Below are 19,910 nucleotides of genomic sequence, written 5' to 3'. Positions count from 1 at the left end.
TTTGACACACTTATCCACTGTACTTACACCATGAATATTGCTGACGTGAAGCGCAATGCGTTTGCCATGCCGCTGACCAGCCCCGCGTTTCCGCCAGGCCCCTACCGCTTTGTCAACCGCGAATTTCTGATCGTGACGTATCGCACCGACCCGGACGCTTTGCGCGCCGTGGTGCCCGAGCCGCTGCAAATTGTGGAACCGATCGTCAAGTATGAATTCATCCGCATGCCCGACTCCACCGGCTTTGGCGATTACACCGAATCGGGCCAGGTGATACCGGTGACTTTTGAGGGTGTGGCCGGGGGCTACGTGCACTCCATGTATTTGAACGACGAGGCGCCGATTGCGGGCGGCCGCGAGTTGTGGGGCTTCCCTAAAAAGCTGGCATCACCCCGGCTGGTGGTGGAGACCGATACACTGCTGGGCACGCTGGACTATGGTTCGGTGCGCGTGGCCACGGCGACCATGGGCTACAAGCACCAGGCGCTGGACCCTGCAAAGGTACGCGCTGCGATGTTGACACCCAATTTTTTACTGAAGATCATCCCCCATGTGGATGGCGGGCCGCGCATTTGTGAGTTGGTTCGCTACTTTCTGGAAGACGTGACCATCAAGGGCGCGTGGACCGGCCCGGCTGCATTGGAGCTCGCCCACCACGCACTGGCACCCGTGGCCCGCCTGCCGGTGCTGGAGGTTTTGTCGGGCACGCACATCCTGTCTGACATGACGTTGGGTATGGGCAGCGTGGTCCATGACTACTTGGCCTAGACCGGCGCACAAAGAATTCTCGCAACCCCTCACACATTGAAAGCACTACCACCATGAAACTCCAGGACAAAGTCTGCATCGTCACCGGCGCCGCCAGCGGCATCGGCAAGGAAATCGCACTGACCTACGCACGCGAAGGTGGCAAGGTCGTCATCGCGGATCTGAACAAGGACGCGGCGCAAGAGGCCGCCGACGAGATCATCAAAGCTGGCGGTACGGCGATGGCGGTTGCGATGGACGTGACGAGTGAAGACCAGGTCAATGCTGCCGTGGCCGAAGTCGTGGCCGTGTATGGCGGTGTGGACGTATTGGTGAGCAATGCTGGCATACAGATCGTGCACCCTATAGAAGAATTCCCGTTTGCCGACTGGAAAAAGATGCTGGCCATCCACTTGGACGGCGCTTTCTTGACAACCAAGGCCTGCCTGCCCCACATGCAGGCATCGGGCAAGGGCGGCAGCATCATCTACATGGGATCGGTGCACTCCAAAGAGGCTTCGGTATTGAAGTCAGCCTACGTCACGGCCAAGCACGGGCTCATAGGTCTGTGCAAAACCGTGTCCAAGGAAGGCGGCAAGCACGGCATCCGCGCCAATGTGATTTGCCCGGGCTTTGTGCGCACGCCGCTGGTGGAGAAGCAGATTCCCGAGCAAGCCAAGGCTCTCGGAATCAGCGAGGCAGACGTCATCAAGAACGTGATGCTGAAGGAGACCGTGGACGGCGAGTTCACGACTGTGCGCGACGTGGCGGATGTAGCCCTGCTGTTTGCCAGCTTCAACTCGAACGCGCTGACCGGCCAGTCGCTGGTGGTCAGCCACGGCTGGTTCATGCAGTAAAAAAGCGCTACTTCAGGCTGGCGCAATCCACGCCACCGACCGTTCGCACCTGTACCGGTGCGGTGGAGCCTTGCTCGTACTTGTTCCACACGCTCTCCGGCACGTTGCAGGTCCAGTTCTTGCCGCCGGCCTGCAGTTGCAGCACATAGCTTTCGCTGCGCTGCCCGGCCCGTTCAGCGCCCATCGCGTTGCCCGCCAGGCCGCCCAGATTGTTGCCCGTGTTGGCTGCTGCCAAGTTGCCCAGCGCCGGCCACATCGGCGCAGCGGCGGTCTGCGGCCCCGCTTTGACCGTGCGGTAGCCGCGCCAACGGTTGACCTGGAAGCGGCAGCGGTTGTCGTAGATGGGTTCTTCGCGGTAGCGCGTCGTGCATTCCTTGCGCTTGACAAAGGTGCCATCGCCCTTGTCGATGCGCGTGTCGTGGCAGGTCTGGCCGTCTTCGATGCGGCGGGTAGATCGCTGTTCGCGGCTCTGGCTGATGGAATACGCATCGCCCGGCACATTGTCGCACCAGGCCGAGTCGGACACCGGGCCAAACTGCTCGATCTGGATCTCACGCTGCCACGTCCGTCCGGCTACGGTCGCCGTGGTTTCATGCTTGCTGGTGAATAACATGCCCATCGCAACAACCGTCAAGGCTACCAGCGCGAAGGCCCAGCGCCACCAGCCGGGGCGTGGTTTCGCGGGTGGCGTTGTGGCTGCAACGGGCGCGGGTGTGGCGGCAGCGTCGACGATGGTGGCGACGGGCTTGGTGCCGTCCTTGCCGGCACCGCAATTGGTGCAATGCGCGGCGGCTGCGGAATTGGGCGAGCTGCAATACGCACAGCTCCAGTCCGCGCCGACAAACTGGTGGTTGCGGGCCTCGACCTCCTGGCCGGGCTCGGGGAAATAGCGCTTGGTCGGGTCTTGTGCCGCACCGCAGGTGGGGCAGTGGCGGTGCGAATCGCCGAGCAGCCCCTTGGTGTTGCACTGCATGCAGTCCCACAGCATTTCGTAGTAAATCTCTTTTTCTTCCGCCATATCCCGTCCCGTTTTGTTAGGTCCTGGTGTGCCTAGCTGGCAGCGGGATTATTGCGCGTATGTCCTCCATAGCTTTCTGCGGCTCGGGGCGCCGCGCTCAGACCAGCGCGATCTGGTCCATGCCCACCATGCGACGGGAAAGGGCCGATTGGCGTGCCAGCAGGAAGCTGCGCAGCAGATCGGGATAGTCGGCGCGCACGGCGTCGCGCACCGACGACCGTACTGCCAATGCTGCCCGCCAGACACGCAGCTTGGGCGTGTGGGCAAAGAAGCCAAAGTCATCGATACCGTCGAATACATCAAAGTAGCGGAAGATGGGGCCAAACACCGCATCGACCATGGAGAAATGCGCACCGGCAAAGTAGGGGCCTTCGGTGGACGCGGTGAGCGCTTCCTCGACCTGCTTGAACTTGGTTGCGATCTCTGCGGACTTGAATGCCAGTTGGCTGTCGTCGGGCGCAGCGTAGAAGCCTGCGATGGCATTCAGCACGCTGGAGCCGAACTCCATCCAGCCCCGGTGCTGTGCGCGGGTAACCGCATCGACTGAGTGCAGCGCGCCCGGTGTGGTCTCCTCCAGGTATTCGCAGATGACCGCGGATTCAAAAATGGCCTGACCATCCACCAACAACACGGGCGTCTTGCCCAGCGGCGAAATCTTCAAAAACCAGTCCGGCTTGTTCGCCAGGTCGATGTTGACGCGCTCAAAGGCGATGCCTTTTTCGGCCAGCACGATGGCGGCGCGCTGCACATAGGGGCACAGCAGGTGGCTGAACAGGGTGAGTTTTTCCGGCGCGGCGTGCGGCAGCATGCTGTTCATTGCAAATCTCCAGAGGGTTGCGGGTGGATGTAATGTACGATTTCGCATATGCAATGAAAATAGGCATGGATGCAAAGCATGAATGCACTAACGCAATACAAACTCAGCGCTGTGGATCTGGAAGTGGTGCTCGCCCTGGCCCGCACCGGCACATTGGCCGAGGCCGGGGAACGCCTGTCGCTGGATGCGTCTACGGTGTTCCGAACCATCCAGAAGGTGGAGAAGGGCTTGGGCCTGCGCTTGTTTGAACGTTCACGTGCCGGTTATCTGCCGTCGGAACTGGCGCAGCAATTGGCGGGGCATGGCGAACAGGTAGAGGCGCAACTGGAGGCTGCACGCTCGGTGCTGCAATTGCAGCCAGAGCAGGTGTCTGGCACCGTGCGCATCACGACCACCGATACGGTGCTGCATGGCCTGGTGGCACCTGCGCTGAAGGCCTTGCAGGCCAGCCATCCCTTGCTGGGTTTTGACCTGCACGCCGGTAACGAACTGGCCAGCCTGACCCGGCGCGATGCAGACATTGCGGTGCGCGCCACCAAGCGCCCGCCCCAGCATCTGGTGGGCAAACACATAGGGCCAATACGTGTGGCTTTGTATGCTGGCAAGAACGCGGGGAAGAAGGGCGGTGGTATCAAGCACTTTGACGGCACAGTGGCCGCGCAGGCAAGCTGGATAGCGCCCGACGACGCACTGCCAGAACACCCCTCCGTGGTGTGGCGCAAAAAACATTTCCCCAAGGTAGTGCCCCGCTACCGCGTCAACAGCATATTGACCGTGGCTGAATTGGTGGCGCAAGGCTTGGGCATTGGCATACTGCCGGTGTTTCTAGCGCAGCGGCGTACAGATGTTGTGCCGCTGACCGAGGTGCTGGACGAATGCCAGACCGAGCTGTGGTTGCTGACGCATACCGAGTCTCGCCATCTGCGGCGCGTGTCCGCCGTGTACGGCTATCTGTCGCAGAACCTGTTACTGGACTAGCTCATCACAACCGGGCCACCCTTGGCAATGCCGCGCTGGTATGCGGGGCGCGCCACCATGCGGTCGCGGTAAGCCAGTAGCTTGGCGTACTGGCGGGCGTTGGCACTGCGGGCCAGCGCAGCCTCCACCGCGAAACTCATCTGAAAGTCGGCAATGCTGATGGCGTCGCCGGCAAACCACGTGTTACGCCCCAAGTGGTCTTCAATAAAGGTGAGTGCAGTATTCAGATTCGGGTCAATCAGTTTGGCCTGAACGTTGCCGCACAGCGCCCGCGCAATGGGCCGCACAAAGAAGGGCATGGGTTGCTTGGGTATCGTCATGAACACCAGTTTCATGACCAGCCAGTTCATCAGCGAGCCTTCGGCATAGTGCATCCAGAAGCGCGACTGGCGGTAGGCCTTGCTGCCCGGCACGGGCAACAGCTGCGCAAGTTCGCCCTGAGCCTGCGCGCCGTAGCGTTCAGCCAGGTATTCCAAGATGGCACCCGACTCGGCAATGGTTTCGTCACCATCTGTGATCACCGGGGACTTGCCCAGAGGGTGCACGGCCTTCAGCGCAGCTGGTGCCAGCCGCGTCTTGGGATCACGCTGGTAGCGTTTGATCTCATAGGGCAGGCCCAACTCTTCGAGCAACCACAGCACGCGCTGCGAACGGGAGGTTTCCAGGTGGTGTACGGTGATCATGCCGATGATTATCCACACACTATCATGCTGGCTTCGTTTCAGGAGCCCGTATGCGTTTCTTTGCGCCCGCCGCACCCCGTTGGGTGTTGTGCTGCATCACTGCCCTCTCACTCTCTTCCATTGGAGCTCAAACCGTGTCACCCCCCGATGATCCTCACCTGTGGTTGGAAGAAGTGCAGGGCGAGCGTGCGCTTGCCTGGGCCCGCGAACGCAATGCACAGTCGCAAGTAGCGCTGGAGGCCGTGCCCGGCTTCGCCCAGACCCGTAGCAAACTACTGGAGGTGCTGGACAACCGTGACCAGATTCCCTACATCACCCGCCGCGGCGAACATGTGTGGAATTTCTGGAAAGACGCAACCAACAAGCGCGGTCTGTGGCGCCGCACCACGCTGGCCGAATACCGAAAGCCCCAACCCCAGTGGGAGACGCTGCTGGATGTGGATGCGCTGGCCAAGGCCGAGAACGAAAACTGGGTCTGGGCCGGCGCGGACTGTCTGGCACCCACGTACGCGCGCTGCCTGGTGTCGTTGTCACGGGGTGGCGCAGACGCACACGTGGTGCGCGAGTTTGACCTGAGTACCCGCAGCTTTGTCAAAGATGGTTTCGCGCTGCCGGAGGCCAAGTCCCGTATAGACTGGGTGGACGCCAACACCGTCCTGGTTGGTACTGACTTCGGCCCGGACTCCATGACCAAGAGTGGCTATCCGCGCATCGTCAAGGAGTGGAGGCGTGGCACGCCGGTGGCGGACGCACGCACCGTATTTGAGGGGCTGCAGGGCGACGTGTCGGCTTATGTCCAGGTGGACCGCACGCCAGGTTTTGAACGCGTGGTTGTCGGCCGCGCTACCGACTTCTACAATACCGAAGAATTCTTGGTGCAGGGCAAAGTGTTGCAGCGGCTGGACAAGCCGTCGGATGCGACGCTGCTGTGGAGCCGCGAGTGGGCCTTTCTGCAACTGCGCAGCGACTACACGGTAGGCGCCCAGACTTACAAGGCCGGTACGCTGCTGGGCATCCGACTCGATGCATGGCTGGGTGGCGATAGGCGCTTTGATGTGTTGTTCGCGCCCACGGCTACGCGCTCCATCGCCAGCGGCGGTGTCAGGTTCACGCGCGACCATGTGCTGCTGAGCATTCTGGACAACGTGGCCGGCCGCATTGAAGAACTCAGCTACCAAGAAGGCAAGTGGATACGCCGGGCGGTCGATGCACCCTTTCCCGGCACGCTGAGCGTGGCGAACCTGCACGACCCGTTTGTTAAAGACGATGCTTTGGCCAACAGCTACCTTTTGAACTACGCAGACTTCACCACGCCCGACAGCCTGTACCTGGGCCAGGCGGGCAGCGATAAACGCGAATTGCTGAAGAGCCGGCCACGCTTTTACGACACGGACGGCATGCGTGCCGAGCAGCAATTCGCCACCAGCAAGGACGGAACCAAAGTTCCTTACTTTGTTGTGTGGCCCAAGGGCGCCAAGGCCGATGGCAGCAATCCCACCATCCTCTACGGCTACGGTGGTTATCAGGTCTCGCAATTACCCAGCTACAGCGGTGAGTACGGCGTGGCCTGGCATGCCAAGGGCGGCGTGCTGGTCATCGCCAATATCCGCGGCGGTGGCGAGTTTGGCCCCACCTGGCACACATCCGCCACCAAGGCCAACAAGCAGCGCAGCTATGACGATTTTGCAGCCCTCGCCGAAGACCTGATCGCGCGAAAGATCACCAGCGCCAAACATTTGGGCATCTACGGTGGCAGCAACGGCGGCTTGCTGGTCGGTGCCGTTATGGTGCAACGCCCCGAGCTGTTTGGTGCCGTGGTGTGCGCCGTGCCCCTGCTGGACATGCGGCGCTACCACCATCTCCTGGCAGGCAACAGCTGGATGGCTGAATACGGCGACCCAGATGTGGCCGAGGAGTGGGCCTGGATCAGCCAATACAGCCCCTACCAGAACGTGAAAGCGGGTGTGCGTTATCCCAAGGTGCTGTTCACCACGTCCACGCGCGACGACCGCGTGCACCCGGCCCACGCCCGCAAGATGGTAGCGCGCATGCTGGAGCAGGGCCATAAGGACGTGCTGTACTACGAGAACATGGAAGGTGGCCATGGCGGCGCGGCCGACAACAGCCAGCGCGCGCAGTTGCAGGCACTGCGCTTTGCGTTCCTGTGGAGTGCGTTGAAGTAAAATTCGCCGCTAGCCCTCTAGAAATATAGCGATAGTGCTATGTAAATCATAGTGAATCCGAGTCGGGTGGCGCCAACGGAGTGCCCCTGTCGGCCGGCAATTTACACTTGAGCCCTGCCGCACCGGCACGCACCCCAATCCAGACTCCCCTACCTACCATGAGCAAGTTTGCCCCCATCAGCGGTTTCCCGGAATGGCTGCCCGAGCAGCGCCTGCTGGAACAGCAGTGCATGGACACCATCCGCCGCCAGTACGAGCTGTACGGCTTTGCCAACATCGAAACCCGCAGCGTGGAGCCCACGCAAGTGTTGTCCGGCAATGGCGACGACAAGGAAATCTATGTGCTGGCGCGTTTGCATGAAGACGCGGCCGAGGCCAAGAAGCCGCCTGAATTTGGTCTGCGCTTTGACTTGACCGTGCCCACTGCGCGCTATGTGCAGCAGTTCAAGGGCCAACTGAGCTTTCCGTTCAAGCGCTACCAGATGCAAAAGGTCTGGCGGGGCGAGCGCCCGCAAGAGGGCCGCTACCGCGAGTTCACGCAGTGCGATATCGACGTGATTGGCGACGGCGAGTTGCCCAGCTTCTACGACGCGGAGGTCGTGCGCCTGATGGCGGTGGTCACCAGCACGCTGCCGATTCCCCCCGTTACCTTGCGTGTCAACAACCGCAAACTGCTCCAGGGCTTTTACGAAGGCCTGGGCATTTCCGATACGAATGCCGTGCTGCGCGTCGTCGACAAGCTGGACAAGATCGGCGCACCCAAGGTCTCCGCGCTGCTGCAGACCGAACTGGGTCTGAGCGAGGCCCAAGCGGCGCAGTGCCTTGCCATTGCCAGCATCAAGACCGCTGACACGTCGTTTGTGGACCGCGTGCGGGCACTGGGTATCGAGTCCCCGCTCTTGGACGAGGGCCTGACCGAACTCACCGAAGTATTGGACAACGCCGCCGACCTGAACGCCGCCCGTTTGGGGGCCGGCCTGCCACCCTCGGTGTCCGCCGATCTGGCCATCGCGCGTGGGCTGGCCTATTACACCGGCATGGTGTGTGAAGGGCAGATGCAAGGCTTCGAATCTTCGGGCTCGGTGTGTGGCGGCGGGCGCTATGACAACCTGGCCGGCGACGCCAAGGTCAAGCTGCCGGGCGTGGGCATGTCCATTGGTCTGACCCGCATTCTGGGCCTGCTGTTTGCCAAAGGGCAGTTGAAGCCGACTCGCAAGACGCCTACCGATGTGCTAGTTGCGCTGAACGACGATGCCAGCCGCCCCGCTGCCAACGCACTGGCCAACCGCCTGCGTGGCCGCGGCATAGCCACCGACCTCTACCATTTGCCCAAGGCCTACGGCAAGCAGATCGAGGCGGCGTCCAAGCGCGGTATTCCGTATGTTTGGTTCCTGGGTGAGAACGCCAGCCACCAGGTCAAGAACCTGCTGACTGGTGAACAAACGGCGGTAGACCCGGATACCTGGTTGCCAGGCTGATAGGCAGCGACGGCCAAGTCGCTGGCTGAGCCGGCGTTTACTGCTGAGTTTGTTGTTGTCCGAGGGCGGGGACCTGCTTCAGGCGGGCAGCGAGGTTGACGCCGGGCTTGAGCAGGTCGACCTGGTCGCCCAGAATATTGGCAGCTTCGACCAGTAGTACGTCCTTGTCGTTCTTGCGCGCCTTTTCAGCGGCCAGCTCAGCGGCCACGTCGCGCTCACCGGCCTGCAGTCCATCGTCCTTGTCAGCATCGGCCTTGTTGCCGTCCTTGTCGTTCTTGCCTTTGGTAGCGGCCTTGCGCGCTGCCAGCTTGGCTTCCAGCGCATCCTTTTCCTTGCGGCGCTCAGCCTCATTCAGAGAAATAGCGTTCTGCTTGCGTATGCGGTTGAACTCGGCAATGTCTTCCTGCAGGTACTGAAAGTCTTTCTCGGCCTTGGTACGCGCCTTGTGCTGGGCCACCAGGATAGGCAGCTGCTCCCGTATCGAACCGCGCAGGGCATAGTTAGCGGGCGGGATTTGCGTCCACGGCAGGGGATTGTCCAGGCTCGCCTCACCGTACTCGCCAGTGTCCACCATGCCGGGGAATGTCACATCTGGTGTCACGCCGCGCAGCTGCGTGGTGCCGCCATTGATGCGGAAAAACTGCGCCGTTGTCAGCCGCAGTTCACCCAACTGGGGCTTGTCGGACTTGGCGATACGGTCCAGGCTGATCACGGATTGCACCGTGCCCTTGCCAAAGCTGGGTTCGCCCAACACCAGGCCGCGGCCATAGTCCTGAATGGCGGCGGCGAAGATCTCGGAAGCCGACGCGGAGTTGCGGTTAATCAGCACGCCTACTGGGCCCTCCCATACGGCATCCGACTTGGTGGCCGGTATCACGTGTACCTGCCCCTTGGCATCCCGCACCTGTACGACCGGCCCCCTGCCCGTGAACAGGCCGGTGAGTTCCACTACTTCGCCCAGCGAGCCGCCACCGTTGTTGCGCAGGTCCATCAGTACGGCGTCAACCTTCTTTTCCTTCAACTCTTTGAGCAGCTGCGCGACATCGCGCGAGGTACTGCGGTATTCCGGATCGCCCTTTTGCCTGCCGGCAAAGTCTTCATAAAACGACGGCAGCGTGATCACGCCAATGCTGTGGGTGACCTTGCCATCGGTGACTGTTTGCACCGAGGATTTGGCGGCCTGGTCTTGCAGCGTGATGGGCTTGCGCACCAGCGTCACAAATTTGTGCTTGCCCTCAGTGCCCGCCTCGGCAGGCAGTACCTCCAGTCGTACCACACTGTCGGCCGTGCCGCGTATCAGTGCGACGGAATCGTCCAGGCGTGCGCCCATAATGTCGGTAATGGGGCCGGTCTCGCCCTGGCCCACGCCGACGATACGGTCACCCACCTTCAACTGGCCGGACGTGGCTGCCGGTCCACCGGCCACCAACTCCCGTATCGTTGTGTATTCACTCGACTCGGTCAGCACCGCGCCAATACCAATCAGTGACAACCGCATCGAAATGTTGAAGTTCTCTGCAGAGCGGGGGCCCATATAAGCCGTGTGCGGCTCAATTGCCATCGTATAGGCGTTCATATAGGTGTTGAACGCGTCCTCGTTGTTGAGTCGGGCAATGCGCTTCAGGCTGCTGTCGTAGCGTTTGCCCAGCACGTCAACAATGCTCTTGTCGTCTTTGCCAGCCAGCTTGAGCCGCAGCCAGTCGTTCTTGACCCGCTTGCGCCACAGGTCCTGCACCTCGGCCTCGTTCTTGGGCCAGGCCTGTTTCTTGCGCACAAACTGGTAGCTTTCGGCGGTGGCAAAGTTGAAGCCGTCCTTGAGTAATGCGCGCGCATGGCCAAAGCGGTCATTGGCCCGTTTGACATACAGGTTGAAGATGGCGAAGGGCCGTGCCAGATCGTCGTTCAACATGTCGGCGCCAAGCTTGGTGCGAGACTCGGACAGCTGGTCGATGTCGGCCTGCGTGAAGAACAACTTTTCCGGATCCAGCGCCTTCAAATACTGGTCAAAGATCCGTGCTGACAGAGCCTCATCCACCGGCGTGGCCTTGTAGTGGTTGCGGGCCAGTTGCTCGGTCGCCATGCGCGCGGCCTTGGCCTCCTGCGTGTCCGGAACCAACACCGCAGCCTGGGCGGCCGTAGCAAAGGCGAGTAGGAAAGCCAGTAATTTCAGTTTCATCCGATGTCCGTTTCTATCGACCGGGTAAGGGGTAGGGGCAATGGTGCGCCGCAACGCGGTGCGTGTACCGTGGGTTCGAGCAGCCGTGATCCCGAAAGTTCAACGGCCTCCGTGTAAAACTATGTGTCCCTGTAAGCATCCGTTAGCCGGCCCAATGCTTGCGAAAGACGGGTGCTACGCGTTCGTGGGCCTCGATGCGCTCCACCAGGTCGGCAAAGGCAGGGCGGTGCTGCCGCAGGTAGGCGCGTGTGCCCGCCCACTTGCTGACCACCGCGGCCAGGATGTCCAGGGCGCCGGGCGCAGCACCTGTCAGGTAGGGCTGGGCGGCAAAGGTGTCGGCGAAGATGGCCCAGTGTTTGTGCAGTTGTGCACGGGCGCCCTGGCGCACTTTCTCCTGTGCGGGCTTGGTGGTGGCCGTGGTCCAGCGGGCCGGGTAGTCATTGATGCTCAAAGCCGCATAGCAGTTGGCAGCGATGAAGACCAGGCCGCGAATCGCCTGCGCGCGGGCGCTTGGGTCGGCGGGCAGCAAGCCGCTGTGCGGGTGCTCCAAGCCCAGGTGGACCAGAATGGCGGCACTCTCCGTCATCACCGATCCGTTGGGCAGCACCAACGTGGGAATCTGGCGCAGAGGGTTGACGGCGGCCAGCTCTTCAATGGCCGAGTCGCCCTCCCAACTCGAAGCACGCACGTTGCGGTAGGGCAGGGCGCACAGGTTCAGCGCGATTTCAACAGCCGCGGAGCCGGAGCCTTGGGAGCCGAACAGGGTGTGGGCGTGGTCGTTTGGCATAGTGGGAAGGCTCTGCACATCAATTATGGTCGTTTTCGTCAGACAGGGGGCTGACCTTACAGGCTGGTCACCAGTGCCGCCACGCGCCGGTACTTGCCCTCCCCATATGTGGCGGCCTCCTCACGACAGGCATGAACGAGTTTGATCACGTGGTCGTCGTCTGAGGCTAATGCCGCAGCGATGATGGCATCCCAGCCGGGGAGGGGGGCCTCGGCCATGGACGCGGTGTCCGGTGGCTTGACCTGGGCTGCGAGGTAGGCGGCCACAAAGTTCTGTGCCAGCAAGGCTTGCGCTAGTTCCGAATCGTCGAGCCACGCCGACAGTGTGCGCAGCGCCCGCAGACCGGTAATCATGTGTAAGACCGTGAAGTTGGGGCAGTGCACGTAGCGGTCTGCGGCCAGTTGGGCGAACTCTTGAATGCGTGCTGCCAGGCTAGACGCTGGCTCCAGGGCTGAGGCCAAGCTAGCGTAGACCGTGGACCGGCTGGCCTCTGCCATGCGGATGGAGATCAGTGGGCCGCTGGCAAGCCAACCTATAGATTCTTGTACTAGACGTGGTGCCCAGGCATGGAGGGAGAGTAGCGCGGTTGGTGTGGTCGGCGCCATCAGTGTTTGCCACCGCCAGGCCCAATACGCTAGCGCTGCTGCCAACTCCCGCTCATGGCCGGCTTGAAATGCATGCGCGGTGCGTATGACTCCATGGAAGGCCGCAGCGGCCACGCCTGATATCAGGTCCGGAAGCGCAAGCTGCAAGCTGGCTTGTATGCCTTCGCGTGCAACCAAGTCATTGAAGTAAGTCAGAAGCGCAGGGTAGGCGTCGGCTTGGCCGCGTAGCGCACGCCATTCCAAGTTATCCAGATTCGTCAGGGGGGCGGGTGCGGGGGCATGCATATTGCCGAAACGTCGGCTGTAGCTGGCGTAGAAGTGCTGCATGCGCTTGGGGCTGGCGCCCAGGCTGTACAAGGCATGCAGGGCCATGGGCAAATGGTTGGTCAACTGCCCACGGTACTCGGGTGGATGGTGCAGGTTGGCGTCAAGCAGTGCGCACAATGTGGCGCTCACGGAGTTTGATGGGGGAGGGTTCTGGTGCATAGTGGATTGGCCAATAACTACGAGATGGAAAGTCACCTATCATGCAAGTTAAAGTTAACTTGATGTCAAGCATGACCGAACACTTGATTCCTATTGGTGAGCTGGCGCGTCGCAGCGGTGTCGCAGCCAGCGCTCTGCGGTTTTACGAAGACCAGGGCCTGCTGGGCAGCCAGCGCAACAGTGCGGGAAGACGTCAATTTGCCCGTAGCGATTTGCGCAGGGTGGCGTTTATACGTGCCGCCCAGTCTGTAGGCCTATCGCTGGACCAGATTCGTGAGGCTCTGGCTAGTCTGCCCGGCGGCCGCACGCCGACACAGAAGGATTGGGTGCGTGTGTCCAGCGCCTGGCGGCCAGCACTGGATCAACGCATTGCCGACCTCATCCGCCTGCGCGACCAGCTCTCTTCCTGCATTGGCTGTGGCTGTCTTTCTCTGACCCAGTGCGCACTGTATAACCCCGGCGATGTAGCGGCGCGCCGCGGGTCCGGCGCCCGTTACCTATTGGGCGATCGTGCACCGAAAGCCTGATGGGTCGGTTTGGGATTCAACTGCGCCCAACATCCTTGTACCGCTGGTGCAATATCTTGACCCGCTGCACATAGACCTGGGTTTCAGAATACGGCGGGATGCCTGCATACTTTTGTACCGCTCCGGGGCCGGCGTTGTAGGCCGCTGCGGCCAGCGCGGTATCGTTTTTGAACTGCGCCAAGAGTTCGGCCAGGTACTGCGCGCCGCCCATGATGTTGTTGCTTGGGCTGTGCGAATCGACGACGCCCAGCATGCGGGCCGTGCCCGGCATCAGTTGCATCAGGCCCATCGCGCCCTTGTGCGAGCGTGCCCGCGCGTTGAAGCCAGACTCGGCATGGATCACGGCACGCACCAGCGCTGGGTCCAGCGCGTATTGGCGTGCGGCCAGGTCGATCTCTTCCCTGTATTCGTTGGCATGCAAACGGGTGGAATGCCAGTCGATGTTGGAGTTGACATTGCAGGCGTAGCACGAGGGGCTGAAGACCACGTAAGCCAATTTGGCTGGCGGCACGTCCGAGAAAGATACGACGCCACCCTTGATGTATTTGTAAACCTTGGGCCCGGTCTTCTTGGCGCTGTCATCGGCCGCGAATGCCACGGAGCAGATAGTGCCGCACATTGCGAGTACCCCTAGCCGTATAACCCAATGTGCCGCCTGCCACGTGCTGCGTACGCGCACACCTTGCTTTGTTGTGACTGTCATGTTGATAGAAGGATACGCTGTGATGGGCGCGTCGGCAATCTCCAGCCACCAGGGAATGCTAGCGATTTCTCCCGCTTATCAGCGGTTCAATGCTGTGATTCGTCCAGCGCAACCACGATGCTGTCAAAGTACCGCACTGTGGCGGATTCAGCGCAAAATTCTTGCGCAAAACGCAGTGCGCCGGATGCTATGCCGCTGCGCAACGCGTCGTCATCCATGAGTCGGGTCATCTGGTCTTTCAGATCCGCAACATCACCTGCCCGGGCGTGCATGCCGGTCTTTCCGTCCTCAATGTAATCGGCAACTCCCTCGGACCGGGTGACAACCTGGGCTTTGCCCAGATGCATGCCCGCCACGATGGTGACGTGTCCGCACGGCGTTTGGCTGCTCTGCAGGGGTATCACCGCAATCTTGGCGTTCTGGAGTACGTTCATGGTTTTCGCCAGCGGTAAATTTTTGTAGCTTGTCACGTTGTCTGGTACGGCGAGATTCAACAGACTCTTTTCCCGGGCAACGATGACGAAGCGGTAATTTGGCATGCGCCGGGCGGCTTCGACGAGGGTGGCGTAGTCGCGCCCTTCGCCACCAATAGCCGCTATGTAGTCGCCTTCAATCAGTGGCGCGGTATCTGACAGGCTGGGTGGGTTAGCGCCCCAGTGAATCATGTCGATTTTCCCCTGGGGGATACCGAAAAGGTCTGCATACAAATCGACCTCCATCGTGGAGTACGTCGTGAAACAGTCAATCTTCGCAAACTGTTTACGCATGAAGCGGAGCATCCAGCTGCCAGGAACTTCCGTGAAATTGAAGGAAAACGCGAGGAACTTGCCGTGCTTTCGCCGTGAGGGAAGGAAGAAAGCCACCCACAACGCATACAGCGGACCGTGGGTAACGATGATGTCAACGTCACCCCTGTGAAAAGCCCGAGCCGCCTGCCAGCACGTACGAATCCGCGAGAGCCGCTCGGTCATGGCAAAGCGCTCCCATACGCGCACAGGATGGGCGCTAAAAAATTGCCACTCGGCAGCGCTAAGCGCAGGTGTCTTGCCCTGTAGCCATGTCCACTCTCTGGGGGACCAAGGTGCGGCGATTATTATTTTTTGCATCCATTTCCCTGGTTAAAGGCGGCGGTACCCCCGTACCTGTTTCGGGGACCGCACTTTTCACTGTTGAGTTGCTGTAAGCCGGCGGTTTAAGCAGCCCCTCCCGGGATGCCCAAACCCTCGTGGGCTTATGTAACAGTTTGTAATTATCGCAGATGGGTGTAACTGCTGCGTGGGTGGCATTTATCCGACGGTTCTTATCGCCGCGGTTGCGGCGCGTATGGGGGGTGTCTGCGGCTGCCGTGCCGTTCCACGCGCTTGGTCGCCGGGTGTTTACCGCTAAAGCCGTTGAGCGTGTTTGCCCCCGACACTGACCAGCACAATGCCGAGCAGCACCGGCACGGCGCCGACCAAAAAACCGCCTTCAATAGGCTCCTGCAGCAGCCAGGCGCCCAGCACCATGCCAAACAGCGGCGTCATGAACGAGAACACGCCCAAGCGAGAAGCCAGGTATTTGCGCAGCAGCCAGAACCACAGCAAAAAGCTGGCGAACGACACCACAAGCGAGTGGAACAACAGGCTCACCCAGATGCGCGGCGTGGGCTCAAAGTGGGCCTGTCCCGTAGCAAAGGCCGCGCCCACCAGCAGCACGCAGGCCGCCACCAATTGGTACAGCAGGGTCTGCGTGGCCGGCGCGGTGGCCAAAGTGGAGCAGCGGATGACCACGGTGGTAGCGCCCCAGGCTGCACCGGCCAGCAGGCCCAGAAAGTCACCCCACAGCACATTGCCAGGTGCCGGGCTTACGCCCGTACCGCGGCTGAAGAAGGCCAGCGCCAGGCCGCCAAAGGCCAGTGCAATGCCAAGCCACTGTACGGCGCCCAGGCGTTCGGCCGGCAGCTTCCAGTGCAGGCCCAGCGCCGCAAAGATCGGCGCGGTGTACAAGAACACCACCATGTGCGAGGCGCTGGTGTGGCGCAGGCCCTCACCGACCAGCAGGAACTCCAAGCCAAACAGCAAGCCCACCACCAGACCGGCGCGCCCGGTCTGCGCCAGCGCCAGGCGCTCGCCCCGCGCCAGCATGACCAGGCCGACCAGCGCAGCGGCTACACCCGAGCGCAGCCCGATCTGGAAGATGGGTGCAATCTCGGCAGCGGTGGCCTTCAGCGCCACCTGTTGCAGACCCCACACCAGGCACAAAAGCAGCATCAGGCCTACTGCCTGTCCGTCCAGCGCTTTGCGCGTATCCATGGTTCGATCCCTAGAGGTTTGTCAGCGTTGGCGGATTATCAAGTTGACGCCTTCGCTTGATATAGTGAATAACCGACAAGTCATAGCGCGTGACCGCCATCCGCTCGCCAACCGCATCCACGGCCCAAAACCATGCCAATACTTTCGCCCAAGCTGGAGATCCCGCTGCACAGCCCGCAGCTGCCAGCGCCCATCATGTTCCGCAGTGCCTATGTGCCGGCGCAAGGCGTTTATCCGCAGCACCAGCACGCGTGGGGCGAGTTTGTGTATTCGTTCAGCGGCGTCATGGAGGTCAAGGTGGCAGAGCACCACTACCTGGCGCCGCCGCACTACGGCATTTGGCTGCCGCCGGATCTGCAGCACGTAGGCCTGAACCGGCTGGAGGCGCACCACTGCTCGCTATACATTGCGCGCCCGGGTTGTGTGGTGCTGCCCGCGACGCCCTGCGCGCTGACGGTGAGCCCGTTGGTGCGCGCGCTACTGGAGCACCTGCGCCAGTTTCCGCCAGAAGATCTGGCCACGGCTGAAGGGGCGCGCCTGCTGCAGGTGTTGCTGGACCAATTGGCCCAAGCCCCACGCGCCGGCAGCTACCTGCCTGGCTCCGACGACCCGGCGCTGAGTGCCGTGCTGCGCGTGCTGCAGGCGCAGCCAGGTGACAACCGCTCGTTGGCGGAACTCGCCCGGGCCGCCCATAGCACCGAACGCACGATGATGCGCCGCGCCCAGCGCGACCTGGGCATGTCGGTGGCTGAATGGCGCCAGCGTCTGCGCGTGGTCAGGGCCATGCCGATGCTGGTGGCCGGTCAGACCGTGGAGACCATCGCGCTCGACCTAGGCTACGGCAGCGCGTCCGCCTTCATCAGCATGTTCAAGCGCCTAGTGGGCACCACGCCGGACGAACACCGCAAAGGGGCGGCAAGGCCGGCTGCAGCCAAAGCCTGAGTGTCCAATCGGGCTGTAGCCCTCGTGCAGCGCGCGTAAGCCGCTATGAATTTCATAGTGACATTGAGGCTTGCGCTAAAAACTAACCGCGGCCGGCCCAGGCGTTGGCCAGCGCAAACACCGAGTTCGGCGTGCTGGCGCGGGGCTTTTCCTGCTTGGGCTTGGCAAACACGCCCTTTTGCACCGGTCGGCGCTCTTGCACCTGGAATCCCTTGGCCTTTTGCTCATCGGCCAGGCTTTGCAGCGTGACCGTCTTCAGGTAGGCCAGCACCGTGGTTTGCAGCGCGTCCCACAAATCCTGGGTCATGGCTTGGGCGCTGGCCGAGGTCTCGCGCGGGCTGCCTTCGGTTTGCGGGGCGCTGGCGCCGTCTTCAATCGCGCCGACGATGTCGGCCACCGAAATAGTGGCTGCCGCGCGGGCCAGCGTGTAACCGCCGCCCGGGCCGCGGGTGCTTTCGACGAGGCCCTGGTGGCGCAGCTTGGCAAACATCTGCTCGAGATAGGACATGGAAATACGGTGGCGTTGTGCCAGATCGGCCAGCGGCACGGGCGTGGATGTCTGGCGCAAGGCCAGGTCAATCATGGCAGTGATGGCAAATCGGCCGCGTGTACTCAATCGCATGGGGTTTACTCCTTCCAGCTCAAAAGGTGGCTGGTGAAATATGAATGTATGCGCCACAATGCTTCGCGTAAATTCGAATTTGTAACAATTTAACTTCGTAAAAACGGAAGTATTGAGCCGCCATGAACTTCAAACACCTTCACTACTTCTGGGTTACGGCCAAAGCCGGCGGCATCATGCGCGCAGGTGAGCAATTACACACTACGCCGCAAACCTTGTCAGGCCAGATCAAGCTATTGGAAGACTGGTTTGGCCGCAAATTGTTCCGTAAGAGTGGGCGCAAGCTGGAGCTGACCGAAGACGGCCACCTGGCGATGGGTTACGCCGACCAGATCTTTGCGCTGGGCACCGAGCTGGAAACCGCCGTGCGCCAGGCCCATGGCGGCCAGCGGCTGCTGGATTTCAGGGTTGGCGTGGCTGATTCGGTAACCAAATCCATCGCTTACCGCTTGTTGGAGCCGGCGCTGGCGGTGGCTGAGCCCGTGCGTCTGGTCTGCCACGAGGGCAAGTTCCCCGACCTGCTGGCCCAGCTGGCGCTGAATCGGCTGGACCTGGTGATTGCCGACGAGCCGATGTCCAAGCGCCTGAACGTCAAGGCTTTCAACCACCCATTGGGCCGCACGGCCATGAGCTTTTTCTGCGCTCCATCCCTGAAGGGGCAACTCAAGGGGGTGTTTCCCCACTGCCTGAACGACTTCCCGTTGCTGATCCCCGGGGCCCAGGCCTCGGTGCGCCAGCAGCTGGAGGGGTGGATGACCCGCCACCAGATCCATCCGCGCATCATTGGCGAATTTGATGACGGCGCGCTGATGAGTGCGTTTGGGCGCGAGGGGCGGGGGGTGTTTATTGCGCCTACCGTGATGGAGCGGGACACCGTGTCGCAGTTTGGTGTGGAGGTGATCGGGCGGACAGAGGAACTGGTGGACGAGTTCTTCGCGGTCTCTGTGGAGCGGCGCATCACCCACCCCTGTGTGGTGGCAATCACAGGGGTGGCGCGGGGGCAGCTGTTTGGGTGAGGCTAATCTAAAGTCGCCTGCATGCGGTCCGCATAGTGTTTCGCCCGGACCGCGTCGCCACGGGCGCGGTAGAGGGCCTCCAGTTCTTCGTACACGTAGCGATTCGGCGCCTTGGCGGCCTCGTACTCACGTTCGAGACGTAATTGGGTTTGCAGCGCCTCATCTATGCGACCCAGGGCGCGCAGCGTCCATGCCACCATCCAATGCGCGACCCGGATGGACTCGGCATTCGTGCCTTGCTCCCGCTGCACGACTGCTTGCTGGAACTGGACCAGGGCTTTGTCAAACTGACCGAGTTGGTGCAGGGCGTAGCCCACGTTGTTCCGAACGGATGCCTCCCATTTCTTGGCCTCCGGCTGCGAGGACGCTTCCACCACGGCTAGGGCTTCTTGTCCCCACTTGAGTTGATCAGCGGGCGCGGTGTCTACGAATGCCAGCATGTGAATGGCATCAATGGCCAAGCCATCCAGATGCGCAAGCTTGGCAATAGCAAGCGCGTCTTCGTAAGACGCACGCGCAAGACGCTTGGACTCCGCGGTTACGTTTTGCGGCGTGTGCGCAGCGGACGCGTAGGTGCGACCCAGTTCGAGCGCGTAGCGGGCGCGGGCCTCGGGGCCGGCGGTTGATACCTCTTTGGCAATGGATTGGAGGAGGCTCTGGGCCTCAGAGAAGTCTTTGCGGAGACCAAACGTCCGCGCAATCTGGGTCTGCAGAATCAGTGCGTCGTCACCGGTGGCAGAAGCAAGCTTGACGCGGAATCGTTGTTCACTGACTTCGGGCTTGCTGAAGTCCCAGAGCGGTGCGAGGTCTATGGCCATAGTGGTAGTCGCAGTAACGAGCAGTGTGGTGGTGAGGGCGAAACGGTACCAAGCGCGCAGCGGTTGTCGCAGTGGGCGGGGCCGTGGCATGCAGCCCGGACCGGTCAGGTTGCTACTGTCGTTGTGCATGAAACTGCGGAGGATCGTCGTCGGTTCTGGATTGTGGGCCAAACGCC

Annotated in this window: 19 protein-coding genes; 8 read left to right on the top strand and 11 right to left on the bottom strand. The window is 61.6% G+C overall.

The window, feature by feature from the left end; all coding sequences use genetic code 11:
• The first annotated feature begins 30 nt into the window (after positions 1-30).
• Positions 31-768 carry an acetoacetate decarboxylase gene (locus AC097P_RS03140; protein ID WP_479608897.1) on the top strand — a complete coding sequence of 246 codons (738 nt, stop codon included), beginning with the start codon at positions 31-33 and terminating at the stop codon, positions 766-768.
• Between the two features lie 53 nt (positions 769-821).
• Positions 822-1,604 (top strand): 3-hydroxybutyrate dehydrogenase, encoded by a 783-nt coding sequence (locus AC097P_RS03135; RefSeq protein WP_479608896.1) that lies wholly within the window; start codon positions 822-824, stop codon positions 1,602-1,604.
• A gap of 7 nt (positions 1,605-1,611) precedes the next feature.
• On the opposite strand, the gene AC097P_RS03130 is transcribed toward AC097P_RS03135, so the two are convergent.
• Together AC097P_RS03130 and AC097P_RS03125 are read right to left on the bottom strand one after the other, a co-directional pair.
• The gene (locus AC097P_RS03130) at positions 1,612-2,622 is read right to left on the bottom strand and encodes a hypothetical protein (protein WP_479608895.1); all 1,011 of its coding nucleotides are present in this window, start codon (positions 2,620-2,622) and stop codon (positions 1,612-1,614) included.
• Positions 2,623-2,719: 97 nt separating this feature from the next.
• Positions 2,720-3,430 (bottom strand): glutathione S-transferase family protein, encoded by a 711-nt coding sequence (locus AC097P_RS03125; protein ID WP_479609462.1) that lies wholly within the window; start codon positions 3,428-3,430, stop codon positions 2,720-2,722.
• Between the two features lie 87 nt (positions 3,431-3,517).
• Between AC097P_RS03125 and AC097P_RS03120 the strand changes: the two genes are divergently transcribed.
• Positions 3,518-4,417, top strand: coding sequence for a LysR family transcriptional regulator (locus AC097P_RS03120; protein ID WP_479608894.1), 900 nt, complete (start codon positions 3,518-3,520; stop codon positions 4,415-4,417).
• On the opposite strand, the gene AC097P_RS03115 is transcribed toward AC097P_RS03120, so the two are convergent.
• On the bottom strand, positions 4,414-5,100 hold the full coding sequence (locus AC097P_RS03115) for a glutathione S-transferase family protein (RefSeq protein ID WP_479608893.1): 687 nt from the start codon (positions 5,098-5,100) through the stop codon (positions 4,414-4,416). The two genes, AC097P_RS03120 and AC097P_RS03115, sit on opposite strands and share 4 nt — an antisense overlap.
• A 134-nt stretch (positions 5,101-5,234) precedes the next feature.
• Here AC097P_RS03115 and AC097P_RS03110 point away from each other — a divergent pair, with 134 nt between their 5' ends.
• Together AC097P_RS03110 and hisS are read left to right on the top strand one after the other, a co-directional pair.
• A complete protein-coding gene (locus tag AC097P_RS03110) occupies positions 5,235-7,283 on the top strand; it encodes a prolyl oligopeptidase family serine peptidase (protein ID WP_479608892.1) in 2,049 nt (682 codons plus the stop codon).
• A gap of 158 nt (positions 7,284-7,441) precedes the next feature.
• Positions 7,442-8,761 (top strand): histidine--tRNA ligase, encoded by a 1,320-nt coding sequence (hisS, locus tag AC097P_RS03105; protein ID WP_479608891.1) that lies wholly within the window; start codon positions 7,442-7,444, stop codon positions 8,759-8,761.
• Between the two features lie 37 nt (positions 8,762-8,798).
• Here hisS and AC097P_RS03100 read toward each other — a convergent pair whose 3' ends face one another.
• From AC097P_RS03100 to AC097P_RS03090, 3 genes are all read right to left on the bottom strand, one after another.
• A complete protein-coding gene (locus AC097P_RS03100) occupies positions 8,799-10,937 on the bottom strand; it encodes a carboxy terminal-processing peptidase (RefSeq protein WP_479608890.1) in 2,139 nt (712 codons plus the stop codon).
• A gap of 142 nt (positions 10,938-11,079) precedes the next feature.
• Entirely contained in the window at positions 11,080-11,724 is a 645-nt protein-coding gene (locus tag AC097P_RS03095; protein ID WP_479608889.1) for a glutathione S-transferase family protein, read from the bottom strand.
• Positions 11,725-11,780: 56 nt separating this feature from the next.
• Positions 11,781-12,785, bottom strand: coding sequence for a questin oxidase family protein (locus AC097P_RS03090; protein ID WP_479608888.1), 1,005 nt, complete (start codon positions 12,783-12,785; stop codon positions 11,781-11,783).
• 71 nt (positions 12,786-12,856) lie between these two features.
• On the opposite strand from AC097P_RS03090, the gene soxR reads away from it, so the two are divergent.
• The gene (gene soxR / locus AC097P_RS03085) at positions 12,857-13,342 is read left to right on the top strand and encodes a redox-sensitive transcriptional activator SoxR (RefSeq protein WP_479608887.1); all 486 of its coding nucleotides are present in this window, start codon (positions 12,857-12,859) and stop codon (positions 13,340-13,342) included.
• Between the two features lie 16 nt (positions 13,343-13,358).
• On the opposite strand, the gene AC097P_RS03080 is transcribed toward soxR, so the two are convergent.
• From AC097P_RS03080 to AC097P_RS03070, 3 genes are all read right to left on the bottom strand, one after another.
• Entirely contained in the window at positions 13,359-13,961 is a 603-nt protein-coding gene (locus AC097P_RS03080) for a lytic transglycosylase domain-containing protein (protein WP_479608886.1), read from the bottom strand.
• A 170-nt stretch (positions 13,962-14,131) separates the two neighbouring features.
• Complete coding sequence (locus AC097P_RS03075; protein WP_479608885.1) at positions 14,132-15,151, bottom strand: glycosyltransferase family 4 protein; 1,020 nt, start codon at positions 15,149-15,151, stop codon at positions 14,132-14,134.
• Positions 15,152-15,427: 276 nt separating this feature from the next.
• The gene (locus AC097P_RS03070; protein ID WP_479608884.1) at positions 15,428-16,336 is read right to left on the bottom strand and encodes a DMT family transporter; all 909 of its coding nucleotides are present in this window, start codon (positions 16,334-16,336) and stop codon (positions 15,428-15,430) included.
• 132 nt (positions 16,337-16,468) lie between these two features.
• Here AC097P_RS03070 and AC097P_RS03065 point away from each other — a divergent pair, with 132 nt between their 5' ends.
• Positions 16,469-17,278, top strand: a complete 810-nt coding sequence (locus AC097P_RS03065) for an AraC family transcriptional regulator (RefSeq protein WP_479608883.1) — start codon at positions 16,469-16,471, stop codon at positions 17,276-17,278.
• 82 nt (positions 17,279-17,360) lie between these two features.
• On the opposite strand, the gene AC097P_RS03060 is transcribed toward AC097P_RS03065, so the two are convergent.
• Positions 17,361-17,900, bottom strand: a complete 540-nt coding sequence (locus tag AC097P_RS03060) for an Rrf2 family transcriptional regulator (protein WP_479608882.1) — start codon at positions 17,898-17,900, stop codon at positions 17,361-17,363.
• Between the two features lie 122 nt (positions 17,901-18,022).
• On the opposite strand from AC097P_RS03060, the gene nhaR reads away from it, so the two are divergent.
• The gene (gene nhaR / locus AC097P_RS03055) at positions 18,023-18,916 is read left to right on the top strand and encodes a transcriptional activator NhaR (protein ID WP_479608881.1); all 894 of its coding nucleotides are present in this window, start codon (positions 18,023-18,025) and stop codon (positions 18,914-18,916) included.
• A gap of 2 nt (positions 18,917-18,918) precedes the next feature.
• Here nhaR and AC097P_RS03050 read toward each other — a convergent pair whose 3' ends face one another.
• Positions 18,919-19,863 carry a tetratricopeptide repeat protein gene (locus AC097P_RS03050; protein WP_479608880.1) on the bottom strand — a complete coding sequence of 315 codons (945 nt, stop codon included), beginning with the start codon at positions 19,861-19,863 and terminating at the stop codon, positions 18,919-18,921.
• Between the last annotated feature and the right edge of the window lie 47 nt (positions 19,864-19,910).

This window comes from Rhodoferax sp. ZS1R8, from assembly GCF_056521325.1.
This window is presented reverse-complemented; position numbering and strand designations above follow the sequence as displayed.

Bases quoted from the DNA above. Each gene is read 5' to 3' on its own strand.
- AC097P_RS03140 (WP_479608897.1), top strand. From the start codon at position 31: ATGAATATTGCTGACGTGAAGCGCAATGCGTTTGCCATGCCGCTGACC.
- AC097P_RS03135 (WP_479608896.1), top strand. From the start codon at position 822: ATGAAACTCCAGGACAAAGTCTGCATCGTCACCGGCGCCGCCAGCGGC.
- AC097P_RS03130 (WP_479608895.1), bottom strand. From the start codon at position 2,622: ATGGCGGAAGAAAAAGAGATTTACTACGAAATGCTGTGGGACTGCATG.
- AC097P_RS03125 (WP_479609462.1), bottom strand. From the start codon at position 3,430: ATGCTGCCGCACGCCGCGCCGGAAAAACTCACCCTGTTCAGCCACCTG.
- AC097P_RS03120 (WP_479608894.1), top strand. From the start codon at position 3,518: ATGAATGCACTAACGCAATACAAACTCAGCGCTGTGGATCTGGAAGTG.
- AC097P_RS03115 (WP_479608893.1), bottom strand. From the start codon at position 5,100: ATGATCACCGTACACCACCTGGAAACCTCCCGTTCGCAGCGCGTGCTG.
- hisS (WP_479608891.1), top strand. From the start codon at position 7,442: ATGAGCAAGTTTGCCCCCATCAGCGGTTTCCCGGAATGGCTGCCCGAG.
- AC097P_RS03100 (WP_479608890.1), bottom strand. From the start codon at position 10,937: ATGAAACTGAAATTACTGGCTTTCCTACTCGCCTTTGCTACGGCCGCC.
- AC097P_RS03095 (WP_479608889.1), bottom strand. From the start codon at position 11,724: ATGCCAAACGACCACGCCCACACCCTGTTCGGCTCCCAAGGCTCCGGC.
- soxR (WP_479608887.1), top strand. From the start codon at position 12,857: ATGCAAGTTAAAGTTAACTTGATGTCAAGCATGACCGAACACTTGATT.
- AC097P_RS03080 (WP_479608886.1), bottom strand. From the start codon at position 13,961: ATGTGCGGCACTATCTGCTCCGTGGCATTCGCGGCCGATGACAGCGCC.
- AC097P_RS03075 (WP_479608885.1), bottom strand. From the start codon at position 15,151: ATGCAAAAAATAATAATCGCCGCACCTTGGTCCCCCAGAGAGTGGACA.
- AC097P_RS03070 (WP_479608884.1), bottom strand. From the start codon at position 16,336: ATGGATACGCGCAAAGCGCTGGACGGACAGGCAGTAGGCCTGATGCTG.
- AC097P_RS03065 (WP_479608883.1), top strand. From the start codon at position 16,469: ATGCCAATACTTTCGCCCAAGCTGGAGATCCCGCTGCACAGCCCGCAG.
- AC097P_RS03060 (WP_479608882.1), bottom strand. From the start codon at position 17,900: ATGCGATTGAGTACACGCGGCCGATTTGCCATCACTGCCATGATTGAC.
- nhaR (WP_479608881.1), top strand. From the start codon at position 18,023: ATGAACTTCAAACACCTTCACTACTTCTGGGTTACGGCCAAAGCCGGC.
- AC097P_RS03050 (WP_479608880.1), bottom strand. From the start codon at position 19,863: ATGCACAACGACAGTAGCAACCTGACCGGTCCGGGCTGCATGCCACGG.